Source organism: Saccharolobus shibatae B12 (genome assembly GCF_019175345.1).
Classification (GTDB): domain Archaea; phylum Thermoproteota; class Thermoprotei_A; order Sulfolobales; family Sulfolobaceae; genus Saccharolobus; species Saccharolobus shibatae.
On the sequence record NZ_CP077717.1, the window covers coordinates 75,937 to 96,565 of the forward strand.

Below are 20,629 nucleotides of genomic sequence, written 5' to 3' on the forward strand. Positions count from 1 at the left end.
TATTTAACCTCAATAAAAGTTTAAAAGTGTTTGTTGTTTTCCTAGTTACATTATGGTTAAGATGGTTATTGTTGTAAGAAGTGATATTAAAATGGGTAAAGGTAAGATGGCTGCTCAAGTTGCACACGCTGCCGTAACTTTAGTAATAAGTATTATTAATTCTAATAACTCACGTTGGAAGGAGTGGTTAAATGAGTGGTTACAGCAAGGACAACCAAAAATAGTCGCCAAGGCAAACTCATTAGATGAAATTATTTTACGATCTAAAAAGGCTGAAACGATGAACTTACCTTTCTCCATTATTGAAGATGCAGGAAAGACCCAATTAGAGCCTGGAACCATAACTTGTCTAGGTATTGGACCAGCTCCAGAGAATTTGATAGATCCTATCACGGGTGATCTAAAATTACTGTGATCCCTCATGAAATAGACATTGTGTTAGGTATGGAAAGATATTACTATGAAGATTGGAATGAGATAGACGGAACAATCGAAAGACCAAATGGATTTAAAGTTGTAGAAGAGATTGACTTTAAGCCAGCTCATGAGTGGAAAGGTGAGGAAAAAGGTAAATATGCAGTCTACTTGCTCACAAAATGGGGAATAGATCATTTTTCCGTTTTATCTGAGATTCAGAAAGTACTACATTCGAAAGTGAATTATATGGGCATTAAGGATGCTAACGCGGTAACCTCTCAGTTAGTGTATATAACGTTAACCAAAAAGCAAGAATTGATTAATGAGTATAAATCTAATAGTTTTATTCTAAAGTTTCTTGGATATTCTTCAACGAAGTTTAATCATACCGGGAATATATTTGAAATATCTTTGTTGACGTCAAATTTCGATTTAGTCGTAGAAAGAGTGAGACAAATTGAGAAAAATCCATATCTCCCCGCTTTTATAGGTTATCAACGTTTTGGTACTCGTAGGCCTATCACACATTTAATAGGTAAATATCTATTGAAAAGAGACTGGGAAAAAGCATTCTATTTGATTTTGACGTATCCTTTTCTTTCTGAATCAAAAGAGATTATTGAAATTAGAAAGCTAATAATGGAAGGTGATTTTAATGAAGCAGTTAGATTGATTCCGTCTAAGTTTAAACAAGAGAAACTATTATTGAAAAACTATATGAAATTTAATTCTTATTACCTAGCTCTTAAAAATAGTTTCATTCCAATCTCGTTATATTTAGACGCATATCAAAGTTATTTATTTAACATGTATTTATCCAGAAGATTAGACGAGTATAAGAACTCAGATGATAAGGATAATTTATTTATAAGAATTCCTATCTATTTTAGTGATTGTGATGATATTTGTAAGGAGATTTATCTGAATGAGGGAATAGAAAAGAATTTTTTTAAATTACCAGAATTTAAAATTTCACTAAAAAGCTTCAATAGAAAGGCATTTATGAATATAAGAAATTTAAAAATTAACGAGGAAACAAGAACAATATCTTTTGTATTAGATAGGGGGATGTACGCTACGGTATTACTTAGGGAAATTTTAAGAGGGGATCCAAGAAAATTCACTTAACTTTTATGGTGCTAGTCTCTTCTTATCTCTAGGGAATGGTACTACTTCCTTCACGCTCTGAAGTCCAGTTAACATTAACATTACTCTTGCTAATCCCATGCCAAAACCAGCGTGTGGTGGCATCCCATAATCAAACCATTTTAGGAAGAACTCAAAACTTTCTGGATTTAATCCCCTTACTTTAAGGGAATTCTCTAGGACTTCTTTCACATGATTTCTCGAACTTCCGGAAACAATCTCCAACCACCTGAAAATTAAATCGAAGCTTTCACTCAGCTGCGGATTGTCCTTTTTCTGCTTTGTATAAAACGGTCTACTTAACCAAGGCCAATCAGTTACGAAGTAAAGATCTTCTTTTAATTCACTATATAATACTCTCAGTTCAGGTGTTCCTATATCATCGCCAAATTTAATATTTACGCCCTTACTTTTCAGAATCTCTATTGCCTCTGAATAGGAAATTTTCTTCATAGGTATTTTAACATCTGGTGGAGTATAATTTAAAATTTTTAATTCATTTTCACATTCTCTCTTTACATCATTTATCATGTTATAGATTATTTGTTCGATTAGAGCCATTATATCGTTATAATCTGCAAAGGCCATTTCTACATCCATACTAATGAACTCTGAGAGATGATACGGTGTATCTGACTCTTCTGCTCTCCATGCAGGAGCTATCTCAAATACTCTTTCTATAGCACCAGCTAATAATTCCTTGTATAATTGTGGGCTCTGAGCTAGAAATGCTTCTTTTCCAAAGTATAGTACTGGAAATAATTGGGCTCCTCCCTCTGTCGCACTAGCAATTATTTTTGGAGTAAAGACTTCTACAAATCCGTATTTATATAATGTTTCCCTAAACGATTTTACCGCTACTGACTGGATTTTCAATACTGCTTGCATTTCCAATCTTCTTAAATCTAGTAATCTTTCTCTAAGTCTAGTATCTATATCAGCTTTAACCTTGCCCGTTACGTCTAACGGCAATGGAGACTTCGCATATGAGAGTATTTCTACGTCTTTTGCGTGTACTTCAATACCATTAGGAGCTCTCGGATCAGCCTTAACTATGCCATTTACAACTAGCGTTGATTCTAATCCTATATTCATGATTTTATCATAAGCACTATTACCTTTCTCAACTACTATCTGTCCTATTCCACTCTTATCTCTTAATAAAATAAATACCTTTCCACCTAGATTCCTTATATTATGAACCCATCCAGCTACTTTTACTTCTGCTCCATCTAATTTAGGATTTAATTCTGAAACTAGATGTGTCCTAAACAACTTACTCGACCCTTATTCTTACTGGCGTTGAATGTATTTTAGTTAATGCTGACTCTAAAAGTTGTGCTTCAGCTGGTAATAATCTTCTTTCTGATCTAGACACACGAATTACATATTGCACAGAACCATCCGGCATCCATACAGTATTTACACCAAGTACTCTAGCAGGCGAGAGTAATTGTACCGCACTATTCTTTATGCTATTAGTTTTTTCTAAGACTCTAACTTTCATGTTCAATTTATCTTGCAAGATTCTTGCTATTTTGATCCACTTCTGTTGAGTCATCTCGGGTCCACTTGTAACTAATAATATTAGTAGATCGTCCACTTTGTAGGCCTTATGATATATGGAATCCTTAAGCTCTTTAAACTGCGTTTCTTCTAAATCTAATAGTACCTTTATTATTTCAACTTCATATTCAAATACCTCACCACTATCTATAAGAGACTGGCATCTATTGCACAGAAGTCCACTTCTAACACAAACATAATCTAGGGGGATCTTCATCTTCATTCACTCCGTTTACCGCAATACTTATGAATGCGAGATAAAATAATTATAGCCGGGATAAATAAATGCCGCTAACCGATCCCGCGAAATTACAGATAGTGCAACAAAGGGTATTTTTGAAAAAGGTATGCAGAAAATGCGGAGCTCTTAATCCTATAAGGGCAACCAAATGTAGGCGATGTCATAGTACAAACTTAAGATTGAAGAAGAAGGAATTACCAACTAAGAAAGGTTAACATTTTTTACTTAACTAAATTTTTATTCCAATTGCTGATAAACGTTCTTTTATACTTTCACTATTTTCCTCAAATGCGTTCACATGTTCTTTCAAATATTCCTTATCGATACTGATCTTACCTTCTCCAAGTAAGTACACTAGTGTTTTTAGTTCATCTTCGTCTTCCTCTCTAAACGCGTTGGCTTTGAGCAAAATGTAATCTTCTAATCTTATGCTTTTAAACTCATAAGCTCCTATTTTTATATTAATTGCACTGTCTAGAATTTCTTTAGGGACAAAGAAATCTTGTATATTTTCATATAAATCTACCTGGAGTTGGTCATCATCAACTGGAGCTAATAATCTTGGAGTATCAATTGGAGTTTTACCATAATCCCATCCTTTCTCATATGCGAAGTTTCTGATTTTATCGTCGTCTACTAAGACGCTTATATCCAGAGCAAACAAGTCCACATCACTCTCAGTTCCTTTTCTCTTTAGAGAAATATCGACTATTGTATCTCCAATTATTATGAATTTTGTAAGACCTTGTAATTCATGAAGAACTTCTCCTACCTTGCTAAAAGGTATCAAGCATATGCACCCATATAGTTTTTAAGTAGCTTTTAATAAGTTATTATTGTTGCCGGGGTGGCCGAGCGGTCTAAGGCGGCACTACCAGCCCATCGGTAGCGCTAGGGGCCGCAGTGGTATTAGTTGACACCCGTTATTTCGCGGGTTCGAATCCCGCCCCCGGCTTTTAGAAGATTTAAAAAGTAGTCTTAATTATAATGTTAGTATGAGTCAGCCCAAAAGGAAAGAGGAGACTGTAGGCGTAGAAATGAAAGGTGAGGAAGCACTTGCATATGTTCTTAATGATATTGGGATAACCAAAGTGTTTTCGACTTACTCCCTACCGAATATGGTTAAGGAAATGCTAAAGAAGTATAATATTGAAGTAGAATTTTCCATGACAGTAAAAGACGTAAGTTGGTTGGCATACGCTTATGCAATGGAAAATAATTCAGTCGGAACTATAATTCAGATACCTGGTTCTAAGCTAACTGATGCGGTAAATGTCATAGCTCAAGCATATATGGAATCTGTTCCTCTTCTTGTTATATCTAGCGTAAGATCACATAAGGATACGGGAAGGGCTAGAATTGGTGAATTTAGAACGATTGATGACTTATCAAATATTTTATCTCCAATAACCAAGACAAAAGAAAGAGTTATCAGTATAGAAGAAATAACTGTTACAATAGAGAAAGCCTATAAGGAAGCGGTTAGTAATAGACCAAGGCCTTCTTATGTTGAAATATCTGAAGACTTATTTAGGGGAAAAGCTTATCCGTTATCCACCGCGGGTCAAAAGCCCGAGAAGAGGACTCCAGATAAGAATACTGTGGCTAAAGTGGCTGAACTTCTGACTAATGCTAAGTTACCAGTTATAATCGCGGGATATGGGGTAGTTTTAAGCGATGCAGAAGACATGTTAGTTGAATTGGCTGAGTTATTAGATTCACCGGTCGTTACTACATTTAAGGCGAAAGGTTCAATACCATCTAACCATAAATTATTTGCTGGAGAAGGATTAGGCGCCTTTGGCACTGATGCTGCAAATTATTTGATAGAGAATGCTGACGTAATATTAGCTTTAGGCACTAGGTTTACTCAGTTAAGTACAGCTGGCTGGTCATTAAAGTATAAGGGCATATTAGCACATAATAATGTTGATGGTGAAGACATAGGCAAGGTCTTCATGCCTCATGTTCCAGTAGTAGCTGATACTGGGCTATTCTTAAGGGAGCTCTTAACACAATTGAAAGCTAAGATAAAGGAGAAAGTAAACAGAGGAGCTAGTGACATTATTTATAAAACTCGACGTCAAACATATTCAGTTAAATCTCATAGCGGATTATGGCCAATTGACGTAGTAAAAATGCTAAGCACAGTAGGTGGTTTTGAGAAAGTATATGTAGATATGTCAGCTACTACAATAGATTTCGTTAGATTACCAATAAACGCTAAGAAGAGCTGGTATACTGCAGAATCTTTGCTTGAGAGGGGTATTGCGGTGGGTGGTGCTATAGCTTCTAAATACGTTGCATATGGAATTACTGACCTAGAAGGAATATTACCATATTTATCATTACTAGAATACAAAGTGGATAAGATTAAGGGGAAAATAATTGTGTTAAACGATGGTGGTGCAAATTATATTGATGTTTCAAGCTCTGATTTACCGACCATTACTAGATCACAAACCAGTATCAACGTTAATTTCGATGAGATTGTAAAAAGAACCCTAGGTGGTGTAACTGTTGAAACGTTAACTGAGTTAGAGGAGGCTTTAAAATCTGCTGATAAGAAAATCGTAAATGTAAAGATAGATCCTAATTTCGAGTCAGTTGTAGTTTCAAGAATTTAATATAAAGGTAAAGTACTTATTAAGACTAATTTTATTTTGTCTTATTCTGAAGTTTAAAATATGAACGATAAGTCTTCAGATCAAATTTCAGTTAAAAAGGCCTTAGTTTATGCAGCAGTTTTCTCAGTGGCATCATATGCTGTTGCTGCGGGATTAGCACTATCTACTAGTCTTTTTGCTGTAAATATATTTGCGGATCCAATATTGAATCTCACTGTTCCTCTAATACTTCTTTCCATTGGCATACAAGTTATTAATAGAAAGTTAGGCCCTATTTTTATAGGGTTAATTAGCGCTGGATTGTATGCAATTAGCTTCTTACCATTTATTGCAATACCTTTAATTATTATAGCACTAATTGTAGAGGGTATAACAAGAGTCATGGGATATAGGTCTTTGAAGGCAGTAATAACTTATACTACAATTGCGGGAGGTCTAGAGGGGATATTAAGTACTTTACTTGCTCTTTACATGGTGAAAGTCCCTGCACCTATAATAACTTCATTATATATCTGGACTGGAATATCAGTTGGAATGTTTGCTGAAAGTGCATTAATGGGATTGGTATCTTTCTATATTGTCTCATATTTAACCAAAGCAGGGGTTATCAAATGAAGGTAAAGTTTCTTTATATTTTAGTTTTTTCAGTCTTAATCTATGTAAATAGTATATTTTTTAATTCTGCCATACCTTTTCTAGTTACATTGACCGTATTATATAGAAGAAAATGGATTATTGTAATAGAGGCTATAATTGGTATTCTATCTTATCTTATATTGGGTTTTCTTGGGAAAATTTTCATTTATGAGTATACGCTTAGAGCTTTCTCAATTGTTAACGTTTTCCTAATTTCAAGCGACTATACTGATAAGTCTTCAATAATTGACTTACTTGGTTCTAAGGGGGTTCCTCTTGCAATCGCTCTTACATATTATCCTAGGTTTTATGATGTAATGCAAAATGTTGCATTTTATGCAAGAATTCGAAAAATAAATTTATTAGATCTTAAAAGATTATTAGTTCCAATAATAGTAGAAACCGTGAAAGTAGCTGATAATTTATATGTTGCATATACTGTTAAGTTGTTCGGTAAGTATAATTATGAGAGAAATTTAAAACCTTCAAGGGAAGATTTAATACTTCTACTCATAGGTGTAGCCGCATTATGCTTATCAGTAGTCCTAAATATTTAAACGGAAAGATAGAGATTGAAAAAGGGGAAAGAGTAGGTTTAGTAGGTAAGAACGGAAGCGGAAAAACTACATTAATATTATCCACATTATGCATAGATCAGACTACCTTTAATAACGTTATAGTTGATGATATGGACTTCTGCAAAGAGAGGGACTATTCAAGAATCTCAGCAGTTTTACAAGACGTTTCTTCTCAAATATTGGCTTTGACGTGCAAGGATGAAATCGAGTTAATGAAAAGATTCCATAGGGTAGATGATAAAATAGCTAGAAAGTTAATGGGTAATTACTATGAGGTTGAGTTCAATAAATTGTCGGACGGATATAAAAAGAGGTACGCTATCGCTTCAGTTTTAGCTTCAAATCCCGAATATCTCTTACTGGACGAGCCATTTGCGAACCTAGATGATGAAGGAGTAAAGTCGGTTAGTGAAATAATTCCTAAAAACAGTTTGATTGCTGAACATCGTATTGACGAATTGCGCAAATTAGTAGATAGGGTCTACATGATTAAGAATAATAAAGCAATAAATGAAATATCCAAGGAAAAACTTTTCGATACGGAATTCTTGAGGAAAGAAGGATTAAGAGGATTTAGTTTACCTAAGATTAACAGTGAATTGGGTAATAATGAAATATTTAATGTAGATGTTGATAATTATACGATAAAAATAAGAGAAAGGGAAATTTTGTGTTTATTAGGCAGAAACGGAAGTGGTAAAACGACTATTCTCAGAAAACTATCTAGGAAAATCTTCGTAATTTTTCAAGAAGTAGACTTACAATTCTTTGATTTTACCGTAAAGGAGATTGTAGGAAGTAAATATGCTTTATCTTTATTTAATTTAGAAAGTTTGACAGATAGAAGTCCCTATACTCTAAGTTTCGGTCAAAAAATGAGAGTTCTGATAGCATCAGCCTTTTCTTCAGACTCTAAAGTAATAGGCTTAGATGAGCCTAGTATAGGAATGGATGGAGAAGCATTACTTTCGTTTTACGAAATGGTGAAAGTTCTTAAGGAGCAAAGACGAGGCTTAATTCTCGCTACGCATGATAAAGATATAATGAATCTATGTGACACACGCATAGTTATAGATTAAATAGCTAGAAACCGTTTACTTTATATATTATTTATAGTAGTTTTTATTGATGGGCCCGTAGCTTAGCCAGGTAGAGCGACGGGCTCTTAACCATGTAAGAAAAGCGGAGATACCCGTAGGTCCCGGGTTCGAATCCCGGCGGGCCCGCGCACTAAATTTCCTTAAAAAGAATGATTAAGAAACATTTTCAACTTTCCTCTTGGAAGGGTTTTCTAATCAATTCGGAATTCAATATGTGGTGGAGAAGATTAGATAGGTCTCCAATATAAGGTTCATGATCTTAATACAATTATGGTTTTCCTCCAAAACAAACTTTTACAAACTTTTACGACAGAAAGTCTCACTCTTCAGAACGAGATGATGAATTATTAAAAACTTCTCTTCTATAGTGTATCAGCGAATGAGACATGGTGGTCACTCCTACGTGGAATTCACGCAGAACTAGAGAACGAGTAAAATCAAGCATTACAATAGAAAAAGAAATAAATAGGTAGGAGGAAAGACGACATAAGCCCACAAGGTCCAAGGGGATGGAACCCAATTTCGAGAGGCTGACTGTGAAGCCCCTAGAAAACAGGTGGCGACAAAACCCCGAGTAGGAGGTTTTAGCCAAATTACTCTAAGGGCTGAAGGTAGTTAATAATATTCAAGGAAAACGAGGTATTGTTACCGCAAAGAATATCTCGCAGAAATGAACAATATTCAATCATGGTATTGAACGTTATCAACAAGACCTTCGCAATCCACATCTCGCAAAACAAACTAACAGCAAAGGGAGAACTAGTTGTAAAACAAGGTAAATCAACAGTATCCATCAAGGAAGTAAGGGAATTCGAGTACAACAACGAGGGAATAGAGGAGTTAACCAAATTCCTTGGGGAATACAAGGAGGGTAATGGAGGCGACCGGACCCTACTTCTACTACCTACATGAAAAACTAACAGAAAAGGGATACAAGGTAACAATAATAAACCCACTACACTTGTCTGAAATACTGGGGAAAAAGACTGGTAAGGTAGATGCACAAAGACTACTAGTATACATGACCGGAGTAGTAAAGGGATCATACATACCAACGGGAGAGATAAGGGAGTTGACGAGGTATAGGGAGAGCTTGATGAGGAAGATAACACAAGTTAAGAACAAGATAAGGAAGTTTTTAGAGATAGGATACAAGATAGAGCCCTTTGATAAGAGGGGAGTTGTTGGAGAAGTTAGTTAAGGGAGAAGGACTGAGTAATGACGAGAGAAACGAGTTGAAGGAGAGGTTAGGGAGAAATTTGAATTATTGAGAAGTTGGCTTTGAAGCAGCTGATAGAACTACTGAAGAGCTTAAGGGTATGGTTAAGGATATGATATTTTCTAAGATTCCTCAGTCTATAGTCGAGTTGAGCAAGATTGATCGGTTTGATTAGTTCAACTATTTACGCTGAGTTCGGTGATGTTTCTCGTTTTCCCTGTTCTAAAGCTAGGGCTTATGCGGGTTTTGCTCCTAGGACTAAGCAGAGTGGTGAGAGTGAGTCCCATTCTGGTATGATTATGGGTAATAAGTATTTGCGTAGGGCTTTTTCCTGGTTGCTAGGAGGTCTGAGTGTTTCAAGGAGTATTATGATAGGCTTGTCTCCAGGTGGAAGAGTACTATCAACATAGCATGTGGGGCCTCTTAAGCTGTAGAAGTCTAGTTTCTCCTCTCTTTCAATTCTATGCTTGTTATGCCTACTCAATAACTTCAGGTCTCGATAAAGTGGCCGAGGCAAGGCAACAGTGATAGGGGGTAATGGACTGTAAACCCCATGGGCAGAACCTTGAAGCTGAATAAAATTTAATGATACCTTCAAATACTTTTAATCGCTTCTACTTCAATGGCTAGATAGGTTGATATGAGGTCAGTAAAAATGAGCAGTATTAAAAAAGCAGCAAGATTGTGTGCTCGCATCAATATAATTAGATAATAAACTGACATTGATAATCTATCAATGAAGTTTAGAGATAGCTCTTATATGAAAGTGCCTTACTCTGTTTAATTAGATGAAACATTTTATTAATAGACTGATCTGTATCCATATAACAAATCTCTTACGGCTTGCCTAATCACTTCTCTAGAACCCATTTTAGGTGACCAACCTATTTCCTTTGAGATTTTTGAGATGTCTAATAACATTATTCTCACGTCTCCCGGCCATCCCCTCCCCTCAGCTGTCAAATCTTTATAAATGATTCTGGGGCTTAATCTCATTTCATCTATAACGATTTTAGCAATCTCGTCTACGGTGATCCAGTCGGTATTACCTATGTTAAAAACATCATAAATTTTGTTTACTTTTTCCTCTAACATCATAAACGCCTCTATTAAATCATTAATATACAGATAACTTTTTCTTTGTTTTCCATTTCCTAAGATTTCTAATAAGTTTGGATTATCTCTGAGTTTTTTGACAAAATCAACTACTACTCCATGACTTACCCTACCTCCAGTTATGTTTGCCAGCCTTGCGCTTATGCTTTTTATGCCATATTGTTCTGCGTAATACTTTACAACATTCTCACACAATAGTTTAAATAATCCGTAATTAGAAATCGGTTTAAGGTCTTCTGATTCTGGAGTTGGAATTTTATTTGTCTCACCATACACGGTAGATGAAGAAGCAAAGATTACTTTTTCTGCATCTATTCTTCTTGCTAACTCCATTACATTTAACGTAACTTTGACATCCCTTTCGAAATGTTCCTCCACATTTATCATTGATGTTCTTACGTCGGGATTTGCAGCTAGATGATAAATTATTGGATTTTTTTCTAACTTCTCTGTAAACTCTACTATATTGCCTTGACGTAAGTCAAACATTATAAATTTAGCCTTCTCGTTTCTGTATCTACCATAGGACAAATCATCAATAACTATTACTTCTAAATTTTTTGAAACTAAATAATCTACCAGATGTCCACCAATGTATCCAGCACCGCCAGTAACTATATACATATTCAATGAAAATAGGCTCCTTGATCTTTATTAAACTTGATGTTCTTAATTCTCCTTATTAGAGCTAGCTTGTCTTGTCCTCGTAAGTGCGTCGTATATTATTTTTAACGTATAATTTTTGCTCTTAATTTTCTTCACTGCTATTAAAAAATTAATCTTTCTATCTCTAGGGTATTTTTTATTTTCTATAATTACTGGATCTAGACCAAGTTGTTTTAGTGTTGAGACTAATTCTTCGGTTTTTATTTTATATGGTATCTTGGCCAGCCGTCTTCCTTTAGATCTAGTTGGCGAGAAAAAATATGAAGGCCAAATAACTATTCTATTTTCTTCTTTAAGATCCCTGAGACTCATTCTTTAAGAGCACCGCATTGATTACTCCGTCTTGCCCTGGTCTCGACGTGACTACAGCTAACCCTGCCTCTGTCCTAATTTTAGCTCCTCTTATTATTATTCCTCTTCTCGCTAGTTCTTTGTTCGCTGGTGTTTCTAAGACTTCAAGAATCTTGACTCTTTTTGCAGTATTTGTTGCTGGGTCTAAGACATTAGCAGTTGTAGTATACTTTAATCTAACTTTAAAGTTCCCACCGAGCGTCCTATCTTTTATCCTTATATCTTCTGCAGATAGTGTTGTAAGCGTAGGTGGATTTCCAATTTCATATTTTCTCTTATCTCTGTGTTTTCCTTTTAAACCACCAGTAATTTTCCTATTATCTGGGCCTTGGTAAAATCCCATAATTTACGCCACTTTAAAAGTGTGTAATAAAGGATTAAAAAACTTAGGCTCCAAAGTTGCGTTTTCTTTTTTGAAATGACCTTATTGCTCTCCATAGGTCTATTTTTCTGAATTCTGGCCAGTAAGCTTCACAGAAGAACAATTCAGAGTATGCTACATGCCAAAGTAAAAAGTTACTAATTCTCACTTCACCCGAAGTTCTGATTACTAGGTCAATATCATGCAACTCACTATCATAAAAGTATTTTCTGAATGTTTCCTCATTTATCTCGTTTTTATTAATTTTTCCATTTCTATAATCATCTAGAAGCCTAACGACCGCATCTAGTATTTCTTGTCTTCCCCCATAACAAATAGCTAACGTAAGTTTTCTCTTATCGTAGTTAGAGGTTTTCTCTATTACTTTATTAAGATAATCAGTAAGATCCTTAGGTAACTTATCTAGTTTTCCAATTGCGCTTACTTTAACCTCATATCTGTCTACGATGGGATCTTCTAATAATTCTTGTAGACCTCTTTTAATATATGTTGTTACTATTGATAGCTCACTCTGTTTTCTCTTTTCACAATTTTCCGTAGAGAGTGCAAAAACTGTTATATTTTTTACACCAAGTTCCAATAACCATATTAAGACCTCCTTCAATTTTTTATAACCATAGAAATAGGCGTCATTAAGGGAAAGTTTATTATTTCTAGCCCATCTTCTATTCCCATCTGGTATAATACCCACGTGATCTGGTAATGGACCATTACGAATCTGATTCCATAATAAGATCTCATACAGTTTGTAAATAGGTTTAAAGAGAAAGTTTCTAGTCAGCTCTTTTGCCATAACTCTTCTATTGCCAACATATACGTTTTTACTCCTATATATATTTCATCCAAGCTAATTTTTTCTTGATTAGTATGTTCTAGCATGGAATTACCAGGACCGTAGGTTGCTATACTTGTTGTTATCTTCTGTAATATGTTCATATCACTTGTTCCTGCTTTTCTTACTAACCTCGGTTTTATATTTTGTTTTAATAACGCTCTAGTTAAGGACTTTACTACTGGATTATTTATACTAACTTTCACCGGTGGTGTTTCGTCAACTATTTTAAGACTACATTCTGGGAATTTATCTTTAATCTCATTGATTAAATCGTCTCTCTTATTATTTATTGCATATCTTACATCGAAATGTAGGTATAATTTAGCAGGCGTCACATTATAGGACTCTCCTGCGCGAATTATTGTTGGTACTATTGATGGCTTATCATAATTTTCAGGCTGTTTATAAACTTCGATTATCTTTTTAGAAATGTCTACGATCAGATTGCTCTTTGCTGATGAAGAGTGTTCTGGAGTACTTTCGCACATTATATCTAATTGTATTGATCCTCTGTACTCTACAACTATATCTGTGCCATTTGACGGTTCTCCCACAATTATATGTTTAAAATTTAAATTTTTCAAAGTAAGTTCTTTAGCTCCTATGCTAGTACTTTCCTCATCTGCTAATCCACTTACCATAACTTTTATTCCTTTCTCATTAAGTAACCATGCAGCTATTATCATACTTATTAATGGGCCTTTTGCATCCACTGCACCTCTTCCATAGATTACTTCGTTTTCTATCTTTGGTTCAATATATCCCGGAACGGTATCTACGTGAGATGCTAATAATATTTCTCCTTCTCCGAGTATAAACGAATTTGAGTCTGGTAGGATTTCAAGTTTAAGATTCAATTCATTAGAAATTTTTTCAAAAAATTTTGTAGCATTTGTTTCATTCTTTGATGGTGTATATATTGATAAAAGATCAAGAAGCAATTCTTTTGCTTTCTGTTTCACTAATTCCTTTTCTTGCTGCATCTGAAGCCCACTCCATATCTGATTGTGTTATTATATATGGGGGTAAGAATCTTATTGTTGTAAGCCCTGCTTTTAATGATAATACCTTTTCGTCTTGTAAGATTTTTATAGCCATCGAGGGATTAACCTTTAAGTCTATTCCTATCATTAAGCCAAGCCCTCTTATTTCTCTGAGTATTTTGTAATCTTCCAATTTCTCTTTTAGAATTCTCATAAATAATTCTCCTTTCTTTTGAGCTTGTTCTGCAATTTTTTCAGATTTAGCAACCTTACAAGCAGCAGTAACTGCGGCAGCAGCTAATGGATTTCCTCCATAGGTCGAACCATGATCACCTTCCTCTATTTTCTCACCTATCCAATCTGGTAGAAATACTGCACTTACTGGAAAACCTCCACCAATTGCTTTCCCTGCTGTTACTATATCTGGTTTTATGTCAAAGTGTTGATGTGCCCATATTTTACCGGTTCTGCCAAATCCCGTTTGCACTTCATCCATTATTAATATAGCGTTAACCTTTTCCGTAACTTCTCTTAAGCTCTTCATAAACTCTTTTTTAGCCGGTATTACGCCTCCTTCACCTTGTACTGGTTCTACTATTACTGCTGCTGTATCTTCCGTAATATCCTTTAGGGAATCTACATTATTATATTCTAAAAATTCTACTGGGCCAATTAATGGCTCGAAAGGTTCCCTATATTTTTTATTCCAAGTTACTGACAAGGCACCCATACTTCTTCCATGGAATGAATTTTTGAATGCAACAACTTTTCTTCTTTTCGTAATTTTTCTTGCAATTTTTAATGCTAGTTCTACTGCTTCGGATCCACTATTTAAGAGGAATAAATTATCTAGGTTTTCCGGTTTCAGTTCATCTAGTTCTTTTATCATCTCCTCTCGTATTGGTGTATCAAAAGCTAAAGAGAGAGTAGAGATTTCCTCCATTTGCTTTTTCAAATAGTCTAGAACAATTTTATTTCCATGACCAAGAAACGCTACTCCATGTCCAGCGTGTAAATCTAAATATTTATTATTCCTTTCATCCCATACATATTGACCTTCTCCTCTAACAATTTTAACACCTCTATCTTGATAGAATTTTAATAACTTTATCATTTTTTCACCCACTCCACTGCTTTTTCCAAAAGGAATTTTGATATATTAAAATTATTTACTCTTACAGTATTTTTATATTCTGGTACTCCATTAACTTCATCTACGAGATATCCCCTATCCTTATCCTCAAATATATCTATTCCTAAAAAGAAACCCCCTATTATGTCCTTTACTTTCAATGCCAGCTCTTTAAGTTCCTCATCTATTTTAAGAGGATATGCTTTTGCACCTAATGCAGTATTAGTTCTCCAATTATTTTCATTAACTCTGTAAATTCCAACCGGAGTTTCGTCTCCTATCACGAATATTCTTATATCCCTATTTGGCTTGTTAACAAATTCTTGTATGTAATATATATCTTTGTATTTTTGTGTACTAAATTCTTGGTACTCTAAATAACTATATAGTACGTCTAGATTATCAGCTTTAGCTACCATTCTCCCCCAGCTTCCTTCAACCGGTTTTATAACTACTGGATATCCTAGTTTTTTTGAATACTCCATTGCGTTAGTTTTATCGAATGCTATGAAAGTTTTAGGAGTAGGTATATTATGTTTAGCTAAAATATAGGTTGTAAAAATTTTGTTTTCACATCTAATTAGAGTCATATGGTCATTTATTACGGGATAGCCAAGCTGCTCTACTAGAAACGATGTAATAAGGGCTCTGTTATGTGATACGTTTCTTTGGATAAAAAGACTTGCATCATTCTCTATATTAAACTCATTTGAAAAAAGAACAAAATCTTTGCTATATATGGTAGTAACTTGATAACCTAATTTTTTTCCCTCTTCAATTAGGTTTTTTTCCTCCCATCTAGGCATATCATATAGAATTCCTATTTTCACTCTCCCCAATCCTCACCTATCTGCTCTGCTAATCTGAGTGATAATTTTCCGTTTTGTTTTACAACTTCTAATTGAGCTCCGCATTCGTGTTCAACAAGTTCTCCTGGTAACGCATCGTCTTCTACGGTTAATTCTCCACCACAAATAGGGCATTTTAGATTTACCATTGAAGGTCAGTAGATATTAACTTAGTTTTGTGTAGAAAAAGTTTTTAGTAATAAGTGGTACGATTTTAGAACCAGGTTCTAAGGATAATAGTACTATTTGTTCCGACAACACCTTGAATACTTCTAATCTCATCTATTGTTCTATTGATTGATGTTATATTTGTTCCCCTTACTATTACTAGAATATCATAATCCCCTGTAGTCTCATATACTACTTCAACTCCTGGAATTTTTGCTATCTTTTTAGAGATTTCCGGTGTTGGTATTTGCGGTGTAGATTGAACCATAACTATTGCTCTAATCTCATTTTCTAGCTCATATTCTATAGTGAATCTCTTAATTATACCTTGACGTATTAATTTCTCTATTCTCTTTCGTATCGCAGCCTCACTTACTTTCAGATCCTTGGCTATTAATGTATAAGGTGTCCTTGCATTCTTTTTCAAAATCTCCAATATTTTTAGATCACTCTCATCAACATTTGCATTACCCATTCGCTATCACCGTCCCATTGAGTTCTAAAGCACTACTAACTGGTCTATCTTTAACTCCAGACCCTATTATTACTTTATTTACACCATTTTCAACACTTTCAGCAGCCATTAATAACTTTCTATTCATTCCAGGACCTATTTTTTTCGAAAGCTCTTTTGCCTCTTCCGGAGTAAGTCTATTAACTACTTTTCCTTCCACTAATACTCCTTCCACATCTGAAAGAAGCACTAACACGTTTGCTTTAACAGCTTTACTTATTGCAAATGCTGCTTGATCTCCATCAATGTTTAGTGGTGTGCTCTCTTCAACGTCTAGGGCTAAAGGTGATACTACTATTATGTCAAATAATTTCATTAAATGATTAATAACTTCACTCCTTACTTCTTTTACCTTACCTGTATAACCACCCTCAATTATTCTTTTCTTTCCTCTTTCGTCAATTACAATTATTCTTTTCTTTCTTTCCGCAAGCAGTAAGCCTCCGTCAACGCCTGTAATACCTATCGCGTTTTTACCTAAGCTGCATAATTTTGAAGTTATCGTTTTATTTATAAGGCTCATTGCCATAATGTAAACTTCTAATTCTTCTTTTGTGGTGTATCTGCTTCTTATACCTTCAGGTGATGTTACGAAAACTGGTTCAATTCCCAATCTTTTAGTATAATCGGTTACAATATCGCCTCCGCCATGCACTAAAATTACCTTATCGTTTATATTTACTATATCTAAGATTACCTTATCTAACGAGTTTTTTACTACTCTTCCACCTATTTTAACCACTATCATTTTAGGCAGGCCTCAAGGGTACTAGTTTTAATCCATCATCTTCGTTAAATCCCATAGAGATATTAAAGGCTTGGACAGCCTGGCCAGCCGCACCCTTCATCAAGTTATCTATAGCTGAGAATGCTGTTAATCTTGAAATTCTTTTTTCTACAGCAAATCCTATGTCAGCGAAGTTGCTTCCGATAACGAATTTTGGATCAGGATATGGGTGTATATTACCTCTAACTATTCTGATGAATCTCTTGCCTCTATAAAATTCGGCTATTTTTTTCCATATTTCAATCTCTTCTATCTCATTAGATAACCACGTATGTGCAGATGCTAAAGCCCCTCTGATGCTGCTCACAGCATGAGGGACAATACTTACGCTTATATTCGCTTTAGTTATTCTGGACAATTCTTGTTCAGCTTCTGCTGCATGTCTGTGTCCCTCGGCTTCATAAGGTCTAATTGCATTTTGTCTCTCCGGATGATGACTTCCTTCTGAAGGTTTAGCTCCCCCTTCACTACTGCCTACCTTTACATCACTGATAAACTTTTTCTCATCAGTTATTTTTGATGCTACAACTGGGGCTAGTGCTAGTATTGTTGCTGTGGCATTACATCCTGGGGAAGCTATAAGTTTAGCATTTCTTAATTCCTCGAAATGCAACTCTGGTAGTCCATATACCGCTTTGTCTAATAGATCTGGGTAAGGATGTTCATAGTTATACCATATTTTATAAAGTTCGGGATTCTTGAGTCTAAAATCTGCACTCAAATCCACTATCGTTAATCCTAAATCCAGTAATTTGGGTACGTAATTTAGCGATACTCCATGTGGTAGAGCAAGAAAAATTGCGTCGGCTTTGTCTGAGATTTTATCTATTGAGAAATTTGTGAAATTAAGCGATAATAGCCCTCTTAAATTCGGATGTACCAATGATACCGGTTTTCCTGCATATTCTCTAGAAGTTATGACTGATATTTCTGTCTTCGGATGTGTAACTAGTATTCTTAGTAACTCTCCACCCGTGTACCCTGAACCTCCCACTACGGCAACTCTAACTCTATCTTTCATTAAACTAACTATTGCAGTTTAGGTTATATATAGTTTAATGTATATAGATATTTGTGATGAGTGTTAACACTGATGAGCTAAAAAAATTCCTTGAGAACAAGATTGCAAGCCTGAGAAAAGAACTTGAATTTTATGAGTTTTTATTGAGTATTATAGAATCCGGCTATTTACCAACTATAAAGGGTAATAAAGGTAGTATAGAGTATATAAAGAATAAAAGAGGTGAAATTTTAGCTGAGATCTATTTTACACCTCCCGTTGCAAAATTTGTTATAAAAAACAAGATCACATTAACCAAGTCATATTTTTCCGCATTAAGTAAAATTCTAGAATCAGAGAAGGAGTTGAATAAAGTAGACTATACTATCGAAATGGATAAAAATGATTTAAGAGAGATAGTTTTAAAAAATATAAATAGCGAAATAATCTATAATAAGATAAAAACGGGTATACAAGCTATTTTAGAGCGAGCTACTGGCTAAGTTGCCTAATCTTATAACTATTGGCCTAGGATCTCCTAAAAATCTCACGAGAGCTTCTCCTCTGCCCATGAACATTAAATTGTTAGATAATGTATCGTCATCAACATTAACAAACCTCCTTACCTCCTCCCAGAATTTTTTATCTCCATTATTCATAAATACTACTACTCCTATATTATCTAGATATATATTAGCTAGGTCACCTAGATCTTCTAAGTTTTGCGTTGCCATAATGATGGAAATTCCATGCCCTCTTCCTCTTTTTACTAGATCTACTACAATGGGATAATCTTCGGATTCATTTTTTAAAATAGTCCATGCTTCATCCAATACTAAGAATACCCTGGGTATATCATATATTTTTTCTAATGAAAATTTATTATACACCTCTTGCAGAACGGAATATATTATAAGTCTTTTTATTTCTTCACTTTTAATCAGAGTGAGATCTATTACATTTATCTCATTTTCACTAATTCCATTTAGCAAAGGTGGCAATTCCGAATCCTCCATTGAGGATAATATGTTTATTAACTTGCTGAGATAATACTTTAACTGAAAATCGTTTAGTTCGTTTAAATATTTTTCCAAATCTTTCCATTTAATTCTATATTTTAAGTAGCTAGTGTCTATTAGTCTATTTAGATAAGTGTATAAAATAGATGAGCTAAACTTGCTTAATCTGAATGAATTGAGAAGTATTTTCTCTATCTGAAGCAACTTAATCTTTATAGGAATTTCATATTCATCAAGAAGTCCTAGTCTATAAAATAACGGATTTATCAATTGAAATGGCACTTTATATTTAGAAAGTCTATGTTTTATATCACCCTTTATATCAAATAGGATTATTGTACCTCCATAGATCACACTTAGCAGCGTGGATAGCCAGATTAAAAACTCGGTTTTACCTGAACCAGTAGGCCCAACAATTAATAGATGAGTGTTCTGACTTTTGGCTATATTCCAAAATACTAGGCTATTATTATTAGGATCCTTTCCTAACAATATTCCGTCAATTATAATACCATTACTAGGCTTTTTCTCTATAGAAATTGGTGTTAAATATGGAATTTGGGTAGGTAATACAATTTTGTTAAGATTTAATTTTGAACGAAAAAAATCTTTTAATAATTCCTGTATTTCATTTAGTGTAGCTATTCTGGTTTTTATACCAAGACCTTCTAATCCTTGCCTAATCATGGATGCGGTAGCTAGCGCTGAGTTTTTATCTTTAGAGTTAACAATTATGTACATTTCATATTTAAATGGATTCTCACCAGATTCGATTCTTGATATTATAGTTTCCATTAGTTCGAGCTTTCTTTTAGCTTTCTCATTTGAAGGATCACTATCGATCATTATCCGGAGTGCTTGCATTTTCTGTGAAAGTGATTCTACGTATGCGTTTTTATCGAAGCTCTCTTTCTTTAATACTATGTTGATATCCTTTGCTATGTCCAAAATTTTATAGAATGATGATATGTATGATTTCAGATTCGAGTTTGTAAAATCTTTGTAATCCATTTGTATATCATCTATTATTAAAACTGCACTAGCTTTCTTTTCACTATAGAATACTCCATCTTCGATATTATACGTTTGGATTTGTCTTGTATGTCTTGATATATAACTAAAAATCTTCTTATTACCCTGAAATATAAGTACTGTTATAAAAATAAGTGGTATTAAGTATATAAATTTATATAAAAACATAATTGTTATAAGTATTGATATTATTAATAATCCAATGATTCTTGAGTTGAAGTCTTTTACGTCCATACTCATTATTATTTAAAAATTGTGAGTGACTG

23 protein-coding genes, 2 tRNA genes and 1 pseudogene are annotated in these 20,629 nt (G+C 34.3%); 11 read left to right on the top strand and 15 right to left on the bottom strand.

Features of this window, described 5'->3' with window-relative positions; all coding sequences use genetic code 11:
• The first annotated feature begins 52 nt into the window (after positions 1 to 52).
• A complete protein-coding gene (pth2, locus tag J5U23_RS00700; RefSeq protein WP_218259000.1) occupies positions 53 to 415 on the top strand; it encodes a peptidyl-tRNA hydrolase Pth2 in 363 nt (120 codons plus the stop codon).
• Positions 412 to 1,545 (top strand): tRNA pseudouridine(13) synthase TruD, encoded by a 1,134-nt coding sequence (gene truD, locus J5U23_RS00705; RefSeq protein WP_218266619.1) that lies wholly within the window; start codon positions 412 to 414, stop codon positions 1,543 to 1,545. The genes pth2 and truD overlap by 4 nt, the downstream gene beginning before the upstream one ends.
• Before the next feature lie 3 nt (positions 1,546 to 1,548).
• Here truD and aspS read toward each other — a convergent pair whose 3' ends face one another.
• A complete protein-coding gene (aspS, locus tag J5U23_RS00710; RefSeq protein WP_218266620.1) occupies positions 1,549 to 2,838 on the bottom strand; it encodes an aspartate--tRNA(Asn) ligase in 1,290 nt (429 codons plus the stop codon).
• Position 2,839: 1 nt separating this feature from the next.
• Entirely contained in the window at positions 2,840 to 3,352 is a 513-nt protein-coding gene (locus J5U23_RS00715; RefSeq protein ID WP_012711936.1) for a transcription elongation factor NusA, read from the bottom strand.
• Positions 3,353 to 3,414: 62 nt separating this feature from the next.
• Between J5U23_RS00715 and J5U23_RS00720 the strand changes: the two genes are divergently transcribed.
• A complete protein-coding gene (locus tag J5U23_RS00720) occupies positions 3,415 to 3,585 on the top strand; it encodes a 50S ribosomal protein L40e (RefSeq protein ID WP_009990396.1) in 171 nt (56 codons plus the stop codon).
• Positions 3,586 to 3,599: 14 nt separating this feature from the next.
• Here the strand turns inward: J5U23_RS00720 and J5U23_RS00725 are convergent, their stop codons facing one another.
• Positions 3,600 to 4,160 (bottom strand): nucleotidyltransferase, encoded by a 561-nt coding sequence (locus J5U23_RS00725; RefSeq protein ID WP_218266621.1) that lies wholly within the window; start codon positions 4,158 to 4,160, stop codon positions 3,600 to 3,602.
• Between the two features lie 51 nt (positions 4,161 to 4,211).
• Here J5U23_RS00725 and J5U23_RS00730 point away from each other — a divergent pair.
• From J5U23_RS00730 to J5U23_RS00760, 7 genes and pseudogenes are all read left to right on the top strand, one after another.
• A tRNA-Cys gene (locus J5U23_RS00730) sits at positions 4,212 to 4,325 on the top strand.
• A 40-nt stretch (positions 4,326 to 4,365) separates the two neighbouring features.
• Complete coding sequence (locus J5U23_RS00735; protein ID WP_218266622.1) at positions 4,366 to 5,997, top strand: thiamine pyrophosphate-binding protein; 1,632 nt, start codon at positions 4,366 to 4,368, stop codon at positions 5,995 to 5,997.
• Positions 5,998 to 6,057: 60 nt separating this feature from the next.
• Complete coding sequence (locus J5U23_RS00740) at positions 6,058 to 6,612, top strand: hypothetical protein (RefSeq protein ID WP_218266623.1); 555 nt, start codon at positions 6,058 to 6,060, stop codon at positions 6,610 to 6,612.
• The gene (locus J5U23_RS00745; protein WP_218260968.1) at positions 6,609 to 7,190 is read left to right on the top strand and encodes a hypothetical protein; all 582 of its coding nucleotides are present in this window, start codon (positions 6,609 to 6,611) and stop codon (positions 7,188 to 7,190) included. The genes J5U23_RS00740 and J5U23_RS00745 overlap by 4 nt, the downstream gene beginning before the upstream one ends.
• Positions 7,163 to 8,290: an ATP-binding cassette domain-containing protein gene (locus J5U23_RS00750; RefSeq protein ID WP_218266624.1), complete on the top strand. Its 1,128-nt coding sequence runs from the start codon at positions 7,163 to 7,165 to the stop codon at positions 8,288 to 8,290. The genes J5U23_RS00745 and J5U23_RS00750 overlap by 28 nt, the downstream gene beginning before the upstream one ends.
• A 51-nt stretch (positions 8,291 to 8,341) precedes the next feature.
• A tRNA-Lys gene (locus J5U23_RS00755) sits at positions 8,342 to 8,437 on the top strand.
• 561 nt (positions 8,438 to 8,998) lie between these two features.
• Positions 8,999 to 9,945, top strand: a pseudogene (locus J5U23_RS00760) (IS110 family transposase); the annotation flags it as partial.
• A gap of 386 nt (positions 9,946 to 10,331) precedes the next feature.
• Here J5U23_RS00760 and J5U23_RS00765 read toward each other — a convergent pair.
• From J5U23_RS00765 to argC, 11 genes are all read right to left on the bottom strand, one after another.
• Positions 10,332 to 11,270, bottom strand: coding sequence for an NAD-dependent epimerase/dehydratase family protein (locus J5U23_RS00765; protein ID WP_218261536.1), 939 nt, complete (start codon positions 11,268 to 11,270; stop codon positions 10,332 to 10,334).
• A 45-nt stretch (positions 11,271 to 11,315) separates the two neighbouring features.
• Positions 11,316 to 11,624, bottom strand: a complete 309-nt coding sequence (locus J5U23_RS00770) for a signal recognition particle subunit SRP19/SEC65 family protein (protein WP_218259008.1) — start codon at positions 11,622 to 11,624, stop codon at positions 11,316 to 11,318.
• Positions 11,605 to 12,006: a 30S ribosomal protein S8e gene (locus J5U23_RS00775; protein WP_218266625.1), complete on the bottom strand. Its 402-nt coding sequence runs from the start codon at positions 12,004 to 12,006 to the stop codon at positions 11,605 to 11,607. The genes J5U23_RS00770 and J5U23_RS00775 overlap by 20 nt, the downstream gene beginning before the upstream one ends.
• A 43-nt stretch (positions 12,007 to 12,049) precedes the next feature.
• Positions 12,050 to 12,838: a polyprenyl diphosphate synthase gene (gene uppS, locus J5U23_RS00780; RefSeq protein WP_218259010.1), complete on the bottom strand. Its 789-nt coding sequence runs from the start codon at positions 12,836 to 12,838 to the stop codon at positions 12,050 to 12,052.
• On the bottom strand, positions 12,823 to 13,863 hold the full coding sequence (locus J5U23_RS00785) for an N-acetyl-lysine deacetylase (protein WP_218266626.1): 1,041 nt from the start codon (positions 13,861 to 13,863) through the stop codon (positions 12,823 to 12,825). The genes uppS and J5U23_RS00785 overlap by 16 nt, the downstream gene beginning before the upstream one ends.
• The gene (lysJ, locus tag J5U23_RS00790) at positions 13,811 to 14,977 is read right to left on the bottom strand and encodes a [LysW]-aminoadipate semialdehyde/glutamate semialdehyde transaminase (RefSeq protein WP_218266627.1); all 1,167 of its coding nucleotides are present in this window, start codon (positions 14,975 to 14,977) and stop codon (positions 13,811 to 13,813) included. Before lysJ ends, J5U23_RS00785 begins: the two co-directional genes overlap by 53 nt.
• On the bottom strand, positions 14,974 to 15,825 hold the full coding sequence (gene lysX / locus J5U23_RS00795; protein ID WP_218266628.1) for a lysine biosynthesis protein LysX: 852 nt from the start codon (positions 15,823 to 15,825) through the stop codon (positions 14,974 to 14,976). Before lysX ends, lysJ begins: the two co-directional genes overlap by 4 nt.
• Complete coding sequence (gene lysW/argW / locus J5U23_RS00800) at positions 15,822 to 15,992, bottom strand: alpha-aminoadipate/glutamate carrier protein LysW (RefSeq protein WP_012711949.1); 171 nt, start codon at positions 15,990 to 15,992, stop codon at positions 15,822 to 15,824. The genes lysX and lysW/argW overlap by 4 nt, the downstream gene beginning before the upstream one ends.
• A gap of 65 nt (positions 15,993 to 16,057) precedes the next feature.
• Positions 16,058 to 16,486: an HTH-type transcriptional regulator LysM gene (gene lysM / locus J5U23_RS00805; RefSeq protein WP_012711950.1), complete on the bottom strand. Its 429-nt coding sequence runs from the start codon at positions 16,484 to 16,486 to the stop codon at positions 16,058 to 16,060.
• A complete protein-coding gene (locus tag J5U23_RS00810) occupies positions 16,479 to 17,273 on the bottom strand; it encodes a [LysW]-aminoadipate/[LysW]-glutamate kinase (RefSeq protein WP_218266629.1) in 795 nt (264 codons plus the stop codon). The genes lysM and J5U23_RS00810 overlap by 8 nt, the downstream gene beginning before the upstream one ends.
• A gap of 1 nt (position 17,274) precedes the next feature.
• The gene (gene argC, locus J5U23_RS00815) at positions 17,275 to 18,333 is read right to left on the bottom strand and encodes an N-acetyl-gamma-glutamyl-phosphate reductase (protein WP_218259015.1); all 1,059 of its coding nucleotides are present in this window, start codon (positions 18,331 to 18,333) and stop codon (positions 17,275 to 17,277) included.
• A 56-nt stretch (positions 18,334 to 18,389) separates the two neighbouring features.
• Here argC and J5U23_RS00820 point away from each other — a divergent pair, with 56 nt between their 5' ends.
• Entirely contained in the window at positions 18,390 to 18,815 is a 426-nt protein-coding gene (locus tag J5U23_RS00820; RefSeq protein ID WP_218260186.1) for a hypothetical protein, read from the top strand.
• Here J5U23_RS00820 and cedB read toward each other — a convergent pair.
• Positions 18,795 to 20,597, bottom strand: coding sequence for a DNA import protein CedB (gene cedB, locus J5U23_RS00825; protein WP_218267467.1), 1,803 nt, complete (start codon positions 20,595 to 20,597; stop codon positions 18,795 to 18,797). The genes J5U23_RS00820 and cedB overlap by 21 nt on opposite strands.
• Between the last annotated feature and the right edge of the window lie 32 nt (positions 20,598 to 20,629).